The following is a 16,785-nucleotide window of genomic DNA, read 5'->3' on the forward strand; positions in this document are numbered from 1 at the left end:
GACAGCCCGTTGCACCGCTTTGCTAGCCTGACTATTCAGGCAAAGCTCAACCCGGAGGTATTCTTGCTGATTAGACTCAAGAAAGAACGAACGCATAAGGAGGATCGTCGGCTTGCCCTCTGGCTGGCGACCTCGGCAGGTTTGCTTAACGCCATCGCCCTTGGGGCATTTGGCTTTTTCCCCTCTCACATGACCGGCAATACCTCACAATTATCCAGCGAAGTCTCCTCCACCAATCTGAGCGATATGATTTTCTTTGGCTCGATTATTCTCTCTTTTGTCACCGGCGCCATCCTTGCTCGTCTTATTGTACTCTGGGGCATTATCCACAATATCAGGCTGGTTTTTTGCCAAATCCTTTTTGTCGAGGGGGTACTATTGACCGGCATCTCTCTCTACGAGATGTATTTCCACGCCCTCACGAGCAACCGCGAGATTATTATTTTTCTGTGCGGCCTGATGGGCATTCATAATTCAACCTCCACGCAGCTCTCCGGAGGGCGGGTGAGATCGACGCACATTACCGGCACGCTAACGGATGCAGGCATATCACTGGCCTCCGTGCTGGTGGCGATGCTTCGCAGGGATTACTCGAAGGATACCGCGGCACAAAAAAGTCAGCTGAAAACTCACTTAACCACCATTTTCTCGTTTATGAGCGGAGGGATTGCTGGGCTGCTGTTGTTCAGATGGATTGGGTTTAACGCCATGCTGGCGCTTGGGCTGCTGCTCGCGATTGTTGCCATTTTTTCTATCATTAGCATCTCGGTTCGCGTTCGCCGGGTTCGTGCCTCTATCTAAATAACGAACGACTCTCGGCGTAAGGGTGCCCTTTAATATGTGACACTGTCACTATTGAAAATTCGCTTTAGGACTATTCTGCCCGGCACGCAACCAGCCCTTACGCCATAAGGCTTTAATTAAGGTTGTCACTAATTTCATAGGGTTACTGATTTCCCCCCTTCGCTGGAACCCTTCCCAAACGCTTGCTATAGGTCAATTACCCCTGCCGAAACATGGCATAACAACAGGCAACCGGTGGTTGCTATAACGCATGCGCACAGGGAGACACACCGCAATGCACCCATTACTCAAACGCTCGCTGCTATTTGTCGGCGCCATTCTCGTGGTCCTCGCCCTCCTCGTCTGGGGAATCGGGCTTGAGACAATCAAGGCGCGTCAGGTTGACCTGGTCTACCTCGGGCAACAGCACATGATTCTGGTTTTCTCGTCGATGTTTTTTGCCCTGCTGGTGGGCATTCCGGCCGGTATTCTGCTGAGCCGTCCGGCCGCGCGGGGCGTCGCCGAATACGTGATGCAAATCTTTAATGTCGGCAACACCCTGCCGCCGCTGGCCGTGCTGGCGCTGGCGATGGTGGTGATTGGTATCGGCGATACGCCCGCCATCATCGCCCTGTTCCTCGCCTCGCTGCTGCCGATTGTGCGCAATACCTACGCCGGGCTGAGCTCGGTCCCGTCGTCGCTGCTGGAAGCGGCAAACGGGATTGGGATGACCAAATGGCAGCGCCTGCGCCAGGTTGAGCTGCCCAACGCCTGGCCGGTTATGCTCTCGGGGATCCGCATCGCCACCGCCATTAACGTCGGTACCGCGCCGCTGGCGTTCCTGATTGGCGCCAGCAGCTACGGCGAGCTGATTTTCCCGGGCATTTACCTGAACGATTTCCCGACCCTGATCCTCGGCGCGGCGGCCACCGCCCTGTTCGCCCTGATCCTCGACACCCTGCTGGCGGCGCTGGGTCGCGTGATGAGTCCCCATCTCGCTCGATAACAATAACAAGGAGCTTTTATGAGACTGTTTTCCAGCCTGACGGCGCTGTGTGCCGCGGCGCTGTTCACCGGCCAGGCGATGGCAGCCCCGCTGATTCTGGCGACCAAGAGCTTTACCGAACAGCACATTCTCTCGGCGATGACCGTACAGTACCTGCAAAAGAAAGGTTTTCAGGTTCAGCCAAAAACCAATATCGCCACGGTGATCTCCCGCAACGCGATGATCAACAAGCAGATTGATATGACCTGGGAGTACACCGGCACGTCGCTGATCATCTTCAACCACATCAACAAGCGCATGTCGCCGCAGGAGTCCTGGGAGACGGTGAAGCGCCTGGATGCGAAGCACGGTCTGGTGTGGCTCAAACCCGCCGACATGAACAACACCTACGCTTTCGCCATGCAGCGCAAGCGCGCCGAGGCGGAGCATATCAACACCATGTCGGAGATGGTGGCGAAAATTGAACAGGTTCGCAAAACCAACCCGGACAAAAACTGGCTGCTGGGCTTAGACCTTGAATTTGCCGGGCGCAGCGACGGCATGAAGCCACTGCAGGAGGCCTATAAGATGGATCTGGACCGTCCGCAAATCCGCCAGATGGACCCGGGTCTGGTCTATAACGCTGTGCGCGACGGCTTCGTCGACGCCGGGCTGGTTTATACCACCGACGGGCGCGTGAAGGGCTTTGATCTCAAAGTGCTGGAAGATGATAAAGGCTTCTTCCCGAGCTACGCGGTCACCCCGGTGGTGCGCAAGGACACCCTGGAGGCCAATCCCGGTCTGGAAGAGGCGCTTAATACCCTCTCGGCCCAGCTCAACAACGACGTTATCACCGAGCTGAACAAGAAGGTGGATATTGACCATCAGTCACCGCAGCAGGTCGCCCGCGATTTCCTGCGTAGCAAACAGCTGCTGTAGGAGGCGCTATGGATACCGTTCACTACATTCTGGACAACTGGGACTATCTGTTAACCCTGACGCTGCAGCATCTGTGGCTGGTGGCGCTGGCCGTGGGCTTAGCAATTATCATCGGCGTCCCGCTGGGCATTTTGATTGTGCGCCACAAGTGGCTGGCGACGCCGGTGCTGGGGATTGCCACCATCGTGTTGACCATCCCGTCCATTGCCCTGTTTGGCCTGATGATCCCGCTGTTTTCGCTGATCGGTCAGGGGATTGGCGCCCTGCCCGCAATCACGGCGGTGTTTCTCTACTCGCTGCTGCCGATCGTGCGTAACACCCACACGGCGCTCGACAGCCTGCCGCCGGGCCTGCGCGAAGCCGGACGCGGCATCGGCATGACGTTCTGGCAGCGTCTGCGCTGGGTGGAAATTCCGATGGCGCTGCCGGTGATTTTCGGCGGGATCCGCACCGCCGTGGTGATGAACATCGGCGTGATGGCGATTGCCGCCGTGATTGGCGCGGGCGGACTTGGCCTGCTGCTGCTTAACGGCATCGGCGGAAGCGATATTCGTATGTTGATTGCGGGCGCGCTGATGATCTGTCTTTTAGCGATTGTGCTCGACTGGCTGCTGCACCGTCTGCAGGTGGTTCTGACTCCAAAGGGGATTCGATAATGATAAAACTGGAAAACCTCACCAAACAATTTTCACAGAAGCACGGCCAGACCTTTAAGGCCGTCGATAACGTCAACCTGAACGTGCCAGAAGGGGAAATGTGCGTCCTGCTCGGCCCGTCTGGCTGCGGAAAGACCACCACCCTGAAGATGATTAACCGTCTCATAACACCCAGCAGCGGGACGATCCTGATCAACGGCGAAGACACCAACGGGATGGACACCGTGACCCTGCGCCGCAACATCGGCTATGTGATCCAGCAGATTGGCCTGTTTCCGAACATGACCATTGAAGAGAACATCACCGTCGTGCCGCGCATGCTGGGCTGGGATAAAGCGCCCTGCAAAGCCCGCGCCGAAGAGCTGATGGATATGGTGGCAATGGATCCGCACAAGTTCCTCCACCGTTATCCGCGCGAGATGTCCGGCGGCCAGCAGCAGCGTATTGGCGTTATTCGCGCCCTGGCGGCGGATCCTCCGGTACTGCTGATGGATGAACCCTTCGGCGCGGTGGACCCGATCAACCGTGAGGTGATCCAGAACCAGTTCCTCGAGATGCAGCGCAAGCTGAAAAAAACCGTCATGCTGGTGAGCCACGATATCGACGAAGCCCTGAAGCTCGGCGACCGCATTGCGGTATTCCGTCAGGGAAAAATCGTCCAGTGCGCCAGCCCGGACGAGCTGCTGGCGAAACCGGCGAACGAGTTTGTCGGCTCGTTTGTCGGTCAGGACCGCACGCTGAAGCGCCTGCTGCTGGTCTCGGCCGGCGACGTCACCGACCAGCAGCCGACCATTACGGTACGGGGTTCGACTCCGCTCCCGGAAGCCTTTGCAACCATGGATGATAACGATATTCGCGCGATTACCGTGGTTGACGAGCACGGCAAGCCGCTGGGCTTTGTGAAGCGTCGCGAAGCGCGTAACGCCAGCGGGACCTGCGCCGACATCCTGCATCCGTTCCGCATGACCGGCAAAGCCGAAGACAACCTGCGCGTGGTGCTGTCACGCCTGTATGAGAGCAACACCAGCTGGATGCCGATCGTGGATGAGGACGGGCGCTACAATGGCGAGATTTCGCAGGATTATATTGCCGAATACTTGAGCTCAGGACGTACGCGCCGGGCGCTGAATATTCATAGCGAGAGCTGAGAATTATATTTTTGAATCCATGCGCGAGACAGGTTCGGTAGGAGCTGTGTAGGGAGTTCATTCGTGAAGCCTCATCCCTTTACGTCATCACGCTGAAGAGACAACGTAATTTCTTCCCGGCAATTTCAACCCACCAGCAACAATTCGCTGGTGGGTTGAAGAACCCGGCCCTCATATTTCTCCACCAGAAATTTGCAAGGTCACATCATCTGAATAAAACGTTTTACCTACCAATAATTCAAACTCGTGAGCCTGGTTTTTTGTCAAGTTGTACACTCCAATTCCACACATAAATTCTTCTCGGTCTCTCGCATTTAATCCCAAAATATCTGCCATTACATGTGCTTTTTCAGATGGAATTTCTATCTCGAAAAGCAAGATTTCTGTTTCTTTACTATAAATATCAATAGCTTAGACAATCTTCTTTTTTCAACCTTTCTGGATTGGTCGGCAGGCTTCATCTACTCGCCTTTTAGCCGCAGCTGCGGCAGCCTGATAATCCACCTCCTCATCGTTACCATTCCACAACTTACTGCCTCTTTAGTGTCAGTTTTATAAGTGATTATTTCATTGTCCACTAATTTTTTTAGCTCCTGCCCAAATTACGGCTCAGTGCTTCTACAATTACGGTCATTTGTATAACCCCACATTACGATTTAATTCGTGAATTTTACCCTTTGCAGCTTCATTCTGACTTTCCGTCGCACCATGCTTTTTTAATTGTGGTTTAATTGCACGCGAGCACAAAAAAGCCCCTCCCGGGGCTTGTGTTGCGAATTACCAGCGAAGCTCTGAGGTTGGCATGAAGGTTACAGACCTCACGCGATCCTCTACGTCATAGTTAATCTGCATGCTAGTAGGAATATCGTGATCCTTTACCTCATAAAGGTCTGTCCAACCATAATCCTTATTCATCACAGTGTAAGGCGGCGCACTTCTTAGCGGCTCACCAAGAGTTTCATTAACCCATTTACGAGACATAGACGCCTGCAAGGGTGCTGGTAGTTCATTAGGAAATGTCCAACTGGAAGCAGGTTCGTGCTGAATTCTGAGTGTGACAGATTTCAAAATCCGCCCCTCTCGCCAAAAAGAAAGAAAAATCCCTTCCTGAGCCATTTCGAGGTTGAGGGTCGGTGTTCCAGAAGATCCCTTTGGAGGAGACTTATACGGAATTAAGTCCTTATCAAGCATATATTGATAAGACTTACCAAGACTATATATCAGCGCTTCAACGTCTATCGTCATTTGTAAAGCCCCGCTTCACTGTTAATTGTATGTATTTTCACCCTTGCTGCTTCGATCTGGATTTCGGTCGCTCCATGCTCTTTCAATGCCGGTTTTATGGCATCCAGATTGCGATCCACTGCTGCCCTGAGGTTCCTTGAGTCAAGATCAATTTGTGTAGGCGTATTACGTCCACCATATGTCTCGCTTATTTTTTGATGAATATCTTTCGGGATCACGATGGCTGCAACTTTATCAGTCAGTGCAAATATCTCGTCATCATCTAGCAACGGATAATTAGCTTTTAGATATGCATCAACGGCAGCCCTCGACGGCATGTGATCAGCCTCGTAAATCCCCTGTCGAGAACGGCGTTTGAAGTCACTGTATAACTCAACCTCCAGAAACTCCACCGGCGGTTTGCTCAGGTAAATATAAATCGGCGGCAGGTCGGGGAACGGCAGGATCAGAATGTAATCCGCGAAACGTTTTTCCTCCGGTGCCGGGCTGGTGGTCGCCGTTATGCCGGTGTTATCCGGCAGCGGGTCCACTATCACCGGGTTCGGCAACACTGGCCGCGTCTGGTTGCCGGTATTCCACGGTTTTTCTTCACCTGTCCGATCAGGCGTCCAGACGATGGTGACGCGCGGTTCTTCCTCCGTGGTGAAGGTGTACGCCTGCGCGCTGCTGTCATACTCCATTTTTCTGACGCGAACACTGTCCCGGCCGGGTGGCGTGTGCCAGCCACGCGGGACCGCGTTCCCGCTGCTGTCGTTCTCCCACGTATAGCGCACCCGGCTCGGGGCTTCACGCATCTGCTCCAGGCGCATACGGTCGATAAAATCCTGTTCGCCGTCGTTCAGCCTGCCGGGCATCATTCCCACCAGCAGCCCGGCCACGGATGCACCCGCTCCGGCGGCGGCTGTCTCCCCCAGCCCGGCGGCACCACGCACCGCCCAGGTGCCGTAGGTCAGCGCCCTGCCGCTTATCAGCTCCAGCAGGCTTGCGCCTGCCGTGGCTGTCTGCGCGCGTGAAGCAGCAGCTGCGGCAGCAACGGCGGCCTGATAATCCATCTCCTCATGGTTACCGTTCCACCAGCGATAAAGGGCGCTGCGCTTCTTCGGTTTGGGGATATCCTCTGGCTTTTTCTTTTTTGCGGTCTGAGCGTGCTGCGGGGCGTCTGAATCGGTTGCCGGGTCGCTGGCGGGCATGGCCTGAAAAAAAGCCATATCAGCAAAATTGGTGTGAGGCTCGCGCTGGTCACCGGCATCATTACACCCCTCACCGCGCAGGCAGGATTTTGCGAATACCCGGTTATGCTCCCTTTCCTCCGCCCTGCGTTTTTCTTCGGCTTGCTTTTCTGCAACCAGCCTGGCAGCGTGTTCTTCCCTGGCAACCTCAACCGGGTCCCGTCCCCGTCCCAGCCACTGACCTGCCGGAGCAATCACCCGGTTCGAACCCGGCGGGCAATCACAGTGTACTTTTGAACCGTGAACGGCTGCGGGCACCCCGTGAAATGTCACGCGTTCTTCACCTGATACAATGACGCCCTGTTTCCCGCATTTGGGACAGGGTGTGGTTTTATCGCCTACCCGGAGTATTCTGCGGCCAAATTCGGTGCTGTCCGTTATAGACGCAATACACCTGGCACCGGTAGTCGTTTTATCATTCTCAAGCGCCTGCCCCCGACCATAATTATCGGTACGGTAACCCATGCATTACGCTCCGGTAATTAGTGAGTTCGTTACTCATAAAGAATTTCCTTTTCCTTCCTGTAAATAAAAAAGCAATTTTACTATGAAGACGAGTTCACCAGATTTATTCAGCACTTTTGGTTAATATTTAATAATCAAATAAATGACAAAGAAAAATAAATAATATATATAGAACACCCTATAAAAGCTCATTTGCATACTGGTTGAGTTCCAACCACAATAGGACATCGTCCCCGTTTACTCGCGACCCATGCAACGTCTTCATACGTACCCCGACATCCGCGCAATGTTTCGCCGACTCCTGATTGCCACCGTCACCGGCGTGCTGGCCGCGCTGGCCGTTGCGGTGTTCCGCCACAGCATGTACCTGCTGGAGTGGCTGCTTCTGAGCAATGACAGCGGCAGCCTGGTGAATGCCGCCGCGTCGCTCTCCCCCTGGAGGCGCGCGCTGACACCCGCGTTGGGCGGGCTGGCTGCCGGGCTGTTGCTCTGGGGATGGCAGCGCCTGAACGCCCAGCGTCCCCACGCGCCGACCGATTATATGGAAGCGCTGGAGACCGGCGACGGTCAGTTTGATTACGGCGCGAGCCTCGTTAAATCTCTTGCTTCGCTGCTGGTCGTTGCCAGCGGAAGCGCCATCGGCCGCGAAGGGGCCATGATCCTGCTTGCCGCCCTCGCCGCCTCCTTTTTTGCCCGGCGCTTTACGCCCAAATCGGAATGGAAGCTTTGGATCGCCTGTGGCGCCGCCGCCGGGATGGCCAGCGCCTACCATGCTCCGTTAGCGGGAAGCCTGTTCATTGCAGAGATTCTGTTTGGCACGCTGATGCTGGCCTCGCTCGGCCCCGTGGTGATTGCGGCGGTGGTGGCGCTTCTTACGACGCAACTCCTGGCACCGAGTGCCGGTACGCTCTACGAGGTCCATCTGAGCGGCATTCTCACCGCGGCAGATTATGCCCTGCTGGTCGCGATGGGGCTGCTGGCAGGTCTCTGCGGACCGCTGCTGATGTGGCTAATGGCGTTCAGCCACGGGCTTTTCCTGCGTCTCAGGCTTTCGCCGCCGTGGCAGCTGGCGCTCGGCGGCTTGATTGTCGGGCTGCTTTCTCTTTTGACGCCGAAGGTTTGGGGGAACGGCTACAGCGTGGTTCAGGCTTTTCTGCTCGCCCCGCCGCTGCTGTCGGTGATTGCCGGCGTGTTCATCTGTAAATTGCTGGCGGTGCTGGCAAGCAGCGGTTCGGGTGCGCCGGGCGGGGTATTTACGCCTACCCTGTTTGTCGGTATGGCTACGGGGATGCTGTTCGCGCAGCTTTTCGCGCTGTGGCTGCCGGGTTCTGAGACGGCCATGTTGCTGGGGCTGGCCGGGATGGCAACGCTGCTCGCTGCGACCACGCATGCGCCGATTATGTCGGCGCTGATGGTCTGTGAAATGACCGGGCAGTATTTTTTACTGCCCGGTTTACTGGTCGCCTGCGTGATAGCGTCCGTACTGTCGCGGACGTTACGCCACGACTCGATCTACGGTCAACACGCCACCGAGGGCAGAGAGATCGATGTACTGCGCTAGCTCGCGCTGCTCGGCGCGAGGCAGATAAGGCAGCTCGCCCACCAGCGGGCCAGGCAGTTTGGTGCTCAGTACGTCGATGATCTCCGCGTAGTGCGCGAGGCCTGGATTAATACGGTTTGCCACCCAGCCAGCCAGCGGCAGGCCGTCATTGGCAATCGCCTGCGCCGTCAGCAGCGCGTGGTTGATACACCCTTCCTGGATCCCCACTACCATCACTACCGGCAGTTGCTCCTGCACGACCCATTCAGACAGCGGGCGTAAATCATTCATCAGGCTGCGCCAGCCGCCCGTTCCTTCGACGACTACGTGATCGACCTGCTCACTCAGGTTCGCCAGCCCGTCGGATAACAGGGAATAATTGATCGGGCCGCTGTGCGCCACGCTGCTTTCATCTTCGCTTAACGCAATAGGATTGACCGCGTGGTAAGGCAGTTCCAGCGACGAGACGCTTTGCAGCACCAGGGCGTCTTTATTTCGCAATCCCTCTGGCGTCTCTTTACTCCCTTTTGCGACCGGTTTGTACCCAGCGACGCGTTTACCGCTTGCTGTCAGAGCCTGCAGCAATGCGCGGGATACAACGGTCTTGCCGACAGAGGTATCTGTACCAGTAACAAAGAAACGCTTAAGCATGACTCACTCCACCTCTTGGGTATGCTTCGAAAATATCAACCAGGTAAATAATTCAGTGGAGGAAGTCTACGGGATGCGTGCGCTACCCGGCTTGAGATAGCGCAATTTTTCTTACATCTGCGGAAAAGAGTTAACCCTGTAACAGGCGGATAAGCAGCGAGCCGTTGTACATGGCATCTTTGACCAGCGCCGCGCCGGCCATTGTGCCCTGGTTGGAAAACTGGGTACTTTCTACCGCAATATTTCTGCTGTAGGCGGGAAGCGACTGCTGCTGAATACAGGCCGTAATCGCCGGAAAAAGGATCTCCGCCGCCTGGCTGAGCGGTGAGCCGATCAGGATTTTTTGCGGATTGAAGAGGTTCACCATAATCGCCAGAATGCGGCCTACGTTATTACCCACCCCGGTAATAATGTCCTTCGCCAGCAGATCCCCCTGACGCGCGGCGGCGCAGAGGGAATCCACCGTTAAGGGTTGGCCGTGAAGCGAGGAGCTCATGGACTGACTGAGCCTCACCTGCGCCAGTTCGAGCACGCTTTCCACGCTGGCGATCGTCTCCAGACAGCCATGGTTCCCGCAGTAGCAGCGTTTACCGTACGGGTCGACCTGGGTATGACCAATTTCCACCAGGCTGCTGCTCCCGGCGTGGAGAAGCCGTCCGTCGGTGATCACCCCCGCCCCGACGTTATGGTCGATGACCACCTGAATGACATCCCGCGCACCGCGCGACGCGCCAAACAGCGCTTCCGCCATCGTCCAGGCGCTGATGTCGTGCTGAATATAGACCGGCACGCCGGTATGGTTTTCCAGCACTTCGCCCAGCGGCATCTCTTTAACATCGTCGTAAAACGGCATGCGGTGAACAATACCATTTTCGGTATCAATAATGCCGGGCATGGTGATGGCAATCGCCGTTAAGCGTTCAAGCCGCTGCTGATGGCGAATAAAGAAGCGATCGATATGGGAGACAATCGCATCGAGAAGCGGTTCCTCGGCGTTGAGCGGCAGCTCAAGCCGGTCTTCCACCACCAGCTTGCTGCTGAGATCGCGCAGCGCAAGGAAGATCTCTCCGCGACTGATGCGCAGCGAGAGGTAGTGCCAGGCTTCCGTCTCGACCACCAGGCCGACCGCCGGACGACCACGGCTGCCCGGCTCCTGGATTTCCGTCTCCTGGACCAGGTGCGCTTCCAGCATTTCGCGGACAATTTTGGTGATACTGGCAGGTGCCAGCTGTGCCAGGCGCGACAGATCGATACGCGAAACCGGACCAAGCTGATCAATCAGGCGATACACCGCGCCAGCGTTGGTCTGCTTAATCTGATCAATATGCCCTGGCTGACTATCAGCAACCACCTCGTACTCCCTTATTTTCGAGCTTCGAAATAAACTGTTGGCTATGGTGAAGCACTTCCATGGGTGTCGTCAAATATTTACTTAGCCATGTGATTTACCGCACATTTTTACCCGTTTTCCAGGGAAATATCAGACCGCGGAAGCCTGGATTAACCGCTGTTTGAAGCGCTGGGCAGCATGACTCTGTTCGCGATGTTTTGACCACACCAGCCACATCTCCGAAACGGCATCCTCCTCGGCGATAGCAACCCAGCGCATCTCACGCAGCTGTACCCGCTTAAAGGAGGCCGGGAGTATCGACACGCCCAGCCCGGCGGCGACCAGGCCGATAATGGTCATCGCCTCTCCCACTTCCTGGGTAATGACCGGCGCAAGATCGTAGCGGCGCATTAGCCCCAGAATATCGTCATACAGGCCCGTCCCGACCTGCGGGTCAAAAAAGACAAACGGCTCTTTTGCCAGCTCCGCCAGCGAAACCGCCGGACGCGACGCCAGCGGGTGATCGTTCGGGATCATGGCCATCAGCGGTTCGCGCAGGATAACCTCCCACGCCAGCGTGTCCGGCAGCTGGGTATTACGCATCAGCCCCAGATCGAGCGCACCTTCGTTCAGCGGCGCAATCTGCTCGCGGGTATTAATTTCGCGCGTCTGAATATGCACGTCCGGAAAATGACGGCGGAATGACGAAAGCGTCTGCGAGACGGCGCTGATAAACGGCGCGGACGAGGTAAACCCGATCCGCAGCTCCCCGGCTTCCCCAAGATAGAGCCGTTCCGCCCGGGCAGCGGCGTCGTCGACCATGCTCAGAATTTGTCGGCTGTCGATCAGAAACTGCTTACCCGCTGCCGTCAGGCTCACGCTGCGGTTGGTGCGGGCCAGAAGACGCGCCCCGACCTGCTGTTCGAGGATTTGAATCTGCTGGCTTAAGGGCGGCTGAGAAATGTTCAACCGTGCCGCCGCGCGGCCAAAATGCAGCTCTTCGGCGACGGCGACAAAGTAGCGAAGATGACGCAGCTCGATATTCATATTTTTAAAGTATCATTTGAGATTATTAATATATTAGACAGAATATTTACATTTTCCTACCCTGAACGTGTGGTCATACCCGTCACCAGAAATCACGGGGATGTTTAAGCAAGGAAACTGTGTGAGTCGTACATCTACCATTGATATCGAGCCGGCCAGAGATATTAATGATTTGCCTGTAGCATCGCAGCCGGTTCAGTTCATCAAACGTGGTACCCCCCAGTTTATGCGCGTCACGCTGGCGCTCTTTTCCGCCGGTCTGGCAACGTTTGCCCTGCTCTACTGCGTTCAGCCGATCCTGCCCGTTCTCTCCCACGAGTTTGGCGTATCTCCTGCCAGCAGCAGCGTTTCGCTTTCCATTTCAACCGGGATGCTGGCAATTGGCCTGCTTTTTACCGGCCCGCTCTCCGACGCCGTTGGCCGTAAACAGGTGATGGTAACCGCCCTGATGCTGGCCTCGGTCTGTACGTTACTCTCGACGATGATGACCAGCTGGCACGGCATTTTGATGATGCGCGCGCTGATCGGGCTATCGCTCAGCGGCGTGGCGGCAGTCGGGATGACCTATCTCAGCGAGGAGATCCACCCGAGCTTCGTTGCCTTTTCGATGGGGCTGTACATCAGCGGGAACTCGATTGGCGGCATGAGCGGGCGTCTGCTGAGCGGGGTATTCACGGACTTCTTTAGCTGGCGCATTGCGCTGGCGGTGATCGGCTGTTTTGCGCTGGCATCGGCCCTGATGTTCTGGAAAATCCTGCCAGAATCGCGCCATTTTCGCCCGACGTCTCTGCGCCCGAAAACGCTGTTTATCAACTTCCGCCTGCACTGGCGTGACAAAGGTTTACCGCGACTGTTTCTGATGGGATTCCTGCTGATGGGTTCCTTCGTGACGCTGTTTAACTATATTGGCTACCGCCTGATGCTCTCGCCGTGGCATCTGAATCAGGCCGTTGTGGGTTTGCTTTCCGTGGCCTATCTCACCGGTACGTGGAGTTCGCCGAAAGCCGGGGCGATGACGGCACGCTTTGGCCGCGGGCCGGTGATGCTGGTGTTTACCGCGGTGATGCTGCTCGGCCTGCTGCTGACGCTCTTCTCCTCCCTGTGGCTTATCTTTGCCGGGATGCTGCTCTTCTCCGCAGGGTTCTTCGCCGCTCACTCCGTCGCCAGCAGCTGGATTGGCCCGCGCGCGCGTCGCGCCAAAGGCCAGGCATCGTCGCTGTATCTGTTTAGCTATTATCTGGGCTCAAGCATCGCCGGGACGCTCGGCGGCGTGTTCTGGCATCACTACGGCTGGAACGGCGTGGGCGGGTTTATCGCGCTGATGCTCTGTGCCGCACTGCTGGTGGGCGCAAGCCTTCATAAACGCCTGAGATAATCATCCTGCGGGCTGATGCCCGATCCAGATAAACGGCACCAGCTTACTGGTGCCGTTTCACGTTCAGGAATCCCAGGCCTGCTCTATCTTACCGGCTTCAAACTGTGGAGGCGGTTTTCGGAAGCGGCGCGTGAGCCAGGTCAGGTAAAGGACACCCAGTGCCGCCCAGATGAGGCCAAGCGTCAGGGACGTCGCTTCGAGGTTGATCCAGAGCACGCCGACCGTTGCGGCACCAATGAGTGGCAGCAGGAAATAGTGGAGCCGATCTTTCCACGTTTTGTTCAGCCCCTTACGCCGCCAGAAATGGTTGTACACCGAGAGATTAACAAACGTAAACGCCACCAGCGCGCCAAAGTTGATCAGCGCCGTCGCGGTCACCAGATCAAAGTACAGGGCCGACAGCGCCACTATCCCTACCATAATCACGTTCAGGGCCGGAGTGCGCCACTTCGGATGCACGTAGCCAAACACCCGCTCAGGAAAGACGTTGTCACGCCCCATCACGTACAATAAGCGTGAGACGCTGGCGTGCGAGGCCAGGCCTGAAGCGAGCGTATTCACAAACGTGGTGCACAGAAACACCGACTGGAAGAGCTTGCCGCCCACGTACAGCGCAATTTCCGGCAGCGCGGCGTCCGGGTTCTTGAAGCGCGCGATCGTCGGGAAAAAGAGCTGCATGAAAAACGAGGCAACAATAAATATCAGCCCGCCATACAGTGCGGTCAGGAAAATGGCTTTGGGAATAACCCGCGCCGCGTTTGGCGTCTCTTCCGACAGCGTGGTGACTGCGTCAAAGCCGAGGAAAGAGAAGCAGACGATAGTCGCGCCGGTAATGATAGGAAGCAGGTGCGCGTTCTCGCTGATAAACGGCTGGAGCGACCAGACGGTGCCGACCCCCTCACCCTTGTGCAGGCCGTGCACCACGAGTATGACAAAGACCACCATGATGGCGACCTGCACCAGCACAAACAGGGTGTTAAAGTTGGCGACCAGGTTAACGCTTTTCAGGTTCGCCAGCGTCAGGATCGTTACAAAACCCACCACCCAGACCCAGGGCGGGACTTCAGGGAACAACGCGGAAAGGTAGATCTTCGCCAGCAGCACGTTGATCATCGGCAGGAAGAGATAGTCCAGCAGCGATGACCAGCCGACCATAAAGCCTAAGTGGGGGCCGATCGATTTCTGCGTGTAGGTATAAGCAGAGCCCGCTTCCGGGAACTGTCGTACCAGTTTGCCGTAGCTGATGGCGGTAAACATGACGCCCGCCAGCGCCAGGAGATACGAGGCGGGCACGTGGCCGTTGCTGATACCGGACACAATGCCGAAGGTATCAAACACGGTCATGGGGGTGAGATAAGCCAGCCCCATCATGACCACCTGCCAGAGTTTGAGGGAACTGCGCAGCCGGGTTCTTCCGGCCATACGCGGCGAGTCAAGAGAGGTGTTAGTCGCCATAAACCGTCCCCCCCATGCTTACCGTGGTTTGCAATCGCGCTGACCGTAACGCAAACCTGCTTAGCAAAGGGGGAAGTTGTAAAGAACATACGCGATCGTACCAGCGCAGCGTCTCTCGCTCGCACTCACAGCAGGCGCCTGACTGGCCCCCTTCGCCCTGCGGATAGTTGAACATCTGCATCATTTCCTACCTCGTCACACAGTGTCGTTAAGAAAGTCCCTGTGCCGCCTGCGCTCCATAACGCGACTCCCGGGAGATAGCTGGCGTGCCAGCGAACGTTTCGGCCAGGCTCCGCGCAGGCCGTTTGGTGATACGTATGCGATGAAACAAAGCGGCCCCTAACCGGGGCACGTCATCAGGCGTTTTTCAGCATCCACTCAATTTCTGTTTCGGTAATCAGGCGTTCAAACTGCAGTAATTCATCATGTTTGCAGGCGTGATAGACGTGGCAGAAACGTTCGCCCAGCCGCTCGCGAAGATGATCGTTTTGCATAAATTCCCACAGCGCATCGCTCTGACGAATCGGGAACGGCAGTCCGTCCTGCTCCAGACCATTGCCTTCCACTTCTTCCTGCAGGGGTAAATCGTTATCCAGCCCGTGCAGAATGCCGGCAAAAATCGCCGCCATCACCAGATACGGGTTCGCGTCTGCTCCCGCCACGCGGTACTCGACCCGATGGTTATGGCGATCGCCGCAGGGGATACGCAGGGCAACGGTGCGATTATTGTGTCCCCATGACGCCTGCGTCGGTACGTACATTCCCGGCTGGAAGCGGCGGTAGGAGTTGACGTTCGGCGCCAGCAGCGCCATGGACGCAGGCATCAGATCGATCATCCCGGCCAGCGCGCGTTTCAGCAGCGCGGAATCCTCGCCGCTGGCGTCTGCGAGCACGTTTTCGCCTCGGTTGTTTTGCATGCTGATGTGGATATGCATCCCGCTGCCCGCATGCTCTTCATACGGCTTTGCCATAAACGTGGCGTGCATCTTATGTTTTTCCGCCATCTGCCTGACGAGACGTTTTAGCGCCAGCGCATCATCGCAGGCGTCGAGCACGTTTTCCGTATGATGCAGGTTAATTTCAAACTGGCCCGGGGAGGCCTCAGCCACGGCCCCGTCGGCGGGGATCAGCTGCAGCTGCGCCAGTTCGTCAATGTCGTTCAGCACGTCAGCAAAGTGGTTCAGGTTATCAACCGAGTAGACCTGGCTCTGCGTGTTGCGTACGTCGGTGCCCGGCGCGCAGGGTGGCTGCAGATAGCCGTCGGCATCGCGCTTACGGTCAAGTAAATAGAACTCCAGCTCTACCGCTACCACGGGGAACAGACCGCGCTGGCGCAGCTGCTGCCAGAGTCGGTTGAGTACGTTCCGCGGCTCAACGTCAAAGGGAGCGCCATCTTCATCGACCATGGTGAGCTGCACCTGACCAATGTATTCCGGGTCGGCGGCGGACGGCGTCAGGGTACCCGGTACCGGCACGCAGATACAGTCCGGCTCGCCGAGCTCCTGCCCCAGGCCCGCCTCTTCCACGACGTTACCCAAAATGTCCATGGCGAAAACCGATGCCGGGAAATAGCAGCCTTTTTCAAGCTTGCTCAGTCCGGCAACCGGGATGCGCTTGCCGCGAAAACAGCCGTTCAGGTCGGTCAGGAGGACATCAATAAACTGGGTGTCAGGATACTTTTCTAAATAGCGCTTCACTTCCTGCGTAAAGGCGCTGCCCCGCCTCTCATCCGTGTGCTGCACAAAGTTCTCAACTTCTACGATATTGGTTTCCATGATTTACCACCGTTTTTGGGATTTGCGTTCGCTGCTCTGGACTGTCAAATATAATGTCCACTCTATCGAATCTGTATGCAAACAAATTGTTTGTCAAATGTTAAATTAAGTTTGCAAAAGGCAGATCCCGTTGCTAGATTGAGAAAATATTGAACGAAAAGG

General features: G+C 56.4%; 15 protein-coding genes. 7 read left to right on the forward strand and 8 right to left on the reverse strand.

Going from position 1 to position 16,785, the window contains the following annotated elements:
• The first annotated feature begins 63 nt into the window (after positions 1–63).
• From INF77_RS15650 to osmV, 5 genes are all read left to right on the forward strand, one after another.
• On the forward strand, positions 64–801 hold the full coding sequence (locus INF77_RS15650) for a YoaK family protein (RefSeq protein ID WP_136343205.1): 738 nt from the start codon (positions 64–66) through the stop codon (positions 799–801).
• Between the two features lie 277 nt (positions 802–1,078).
• On the forward strand, positions 1,079–1,789 hold the full coding sequence (gene osmY, locus INF77_RS15655; RefSeq protein ID WP_193531804.1) for an osmoprotectant ABC transporter permease OsmY: 711 nt from the start codon (positions 1,079–1,081) through the stop codon (positions 1,787–1,789).
• A gap of 18 nt (positions 1,790–1,807) precedes the next feature.
• Entirely contained in the window at positions 1,808–2,707 is a 900-nt protein-coding gene (gene osmX, locus INF77_RS15660) for an osmoprotectant ABC transporter substrate-binding protein OsmX (protein ID WP_150143649.1), read from the forward strand.
• A gap of 8 nt (positions 2,708–2,715) precedes the next feature.
• On the forward strand, positions 2,716–3,363 hold the full coding sequence (gene osmW, locus INF77_RS15665; protein WP_028012983.1) for an osmoprotectant ABC transporter permease OsmW: 648 nt from the start codon (positions 2,716–2,718) through the stop codon (positions 3,361–3,363).
• A complete protein-coding gene (gene osmV, locus INF77_RS15670) occupies positions 3,363–4,511 on the forward strand; it encodes an osmoprotectant ABC transporter ATP-binding protein OsmV (protein WP_193531803.1) in 1,149 nt (382 codons plus the stop codon). Before osmW ends, osmV begins: the two co-directional genes overlap by 1 nt.
• Before the next feature lie 171 nt (positions 4,512–4,682).
• On the opposite strand, the gene INF77_RS15675 is transcribed toward osmV, so the two are convergent.
• The 3 genes from INF77_RS15675 to INF77_RS15685 form a co-directional block, all read right to left on the reverse strand.
• A complete protein-coding gene (locus tag INF77_RS15675) occupies positions 4,683–4,847 on the reverse strand; it encodes a hypothetical protein (protein ID WP_154818591.1) in 165 nt (54 codons plus the stop codon).
• 441 nt (positions 4,848–5,288) lie between these two features.
• Entirely contained in the window at positions 5,289–5,756 is a 468-nt protein-coding gene (locus INF77_RS15680; RefSeq protein ID WP_126817988.1) for a DUF6392 family protein, read from the reverse strand.
• Positions 5,753–7,450 (reverse strand): S-type pyocin domain-containing protein, encoded by a 1,698-nt coding sequence (locus INF77_RS15685; RefSeq protein ID WP_193531802.1) that lies wholly within the window; start codon positions 7,448–7,450, stop codon positions 5,753–5,755. Before INF77_RS15685 ends, INF77_RS15680 begins: the two co-directional genes overlap by 4 nt.
• 250 nt (positions 7,451–7,700) lie before the next feature.
• Here INF77_RS15685 and clcB point away from each other — a divergent pair, with 250 nt between their 5' ends.
• Complete coding sequence (clcB, locus tag INF77_RS15690) at positions 7,701–9,011, forward strand: voltage-gated ClC-type chloride channel ClcB (RefSeq protein WP_193531801.1); 1,311 nt, start codon at positions 7,701–7,703, stop codon at positions 9,009–9,011.
• Here the strand turns inward: clcB and bioD are convergent.
• The 3 genes from bioD to INF77_RS15705 form a co-directional block, all read right to left on the reverse strand.
• Positions 8,946–9,641, reverse strand: coding sequence for a dethiobiotin synthase (gene bioD / locus INF77_RS15695; protein ID WP_028012980.1), 696 nt, complete (start codon positions 9,639–9,641; stop codon positions 8,946–8,948). The two genes, clcB and bioD, sit on opposite strands and share 66 nt — an antisense overlap.
• Before the next feature lie 130 nt (positions 9,642–9,771).
• Positions 9,772–10,992: a sugar metabolism global transcriptional regulator Mlc gene (mlc, locus tag INF77_RS15700; RefSeq protein WP_041910244.1), complete on the reverse strand. Its 1,221-nt coding sequence runs from the start codon at positions 10,990–10,992 to the stop codon at positions 9,772–9,774.
• 129 nt (positions 10,993–11,121) lie between these two features.
• The gene (locus INF77_RS15705) at positions 11,122–12,018 is read right to left on the reverse strand and encodes a LysR family transcriptional regulator (protein ID WP_028012978.1); all 897 of its coding nucleotides are present in this window, start codon (positions 12,016–12,018) and stop codon (positions 11,122–11,124) included.
• A 121-nt stretch (positions 12,019–12,139) separates the two neighbouring features.
• Here INF77_RS15705 and INF77_RS15710 point away from each other — a divergent pair, with 121 nt between their 5' ends.
• Entirely contained in the window at positions 12,140–13,393 is a 1,254-nt protein-coding gene (locus INF77_RS15710; RefSeq protein WP_045261454.1) for an MFS transporter, read from the forward strand.
• Positions 13,394–13,456: 63 nt separating this feature from the next.
• Here INF77_RS15710 and INF77_RS15715 read toward each other — a convergent pair whose 3' ends face one another.
• The gene (locus tag INF77_RS15715) at positions 13,457–14,848 is read right to left on the reverse strand and encodes an APC family permease (protein WP_063153918.1); all 1,392 of its coding nucleotides are present in this window, start codon (positions 14,846–14,848) and stop codon (positions 13,457–13,459) included.
• 356 nt (positions 14,849–15,204) lie between these two features.
• Positions 15,205–16,623 (reverse strand): glutamine synthetase family protein, encoded by a 1,419-nt coding sequence (locus tag INF77_RS15720; RefSeq protein WP_048999451.1) that lies wholly within the window; start codon positions 16,621–16,623, stop codon positions 15,205–15,207.
• Positions 16,624–16,785 lie beyond the last annotated feature (162 nt).

The organism is Enterobacter cloacae complex sp. P1B, from assembly GCF_014982345.1.
In the GTDB taxonomy this organism is placed as follows: Bacteria; Pseudomonadota; Gammaproteobacteria; order Enterobacterales; family Enterobacteriaceae; genus Enterobacter; species Enterobacter bugandensis.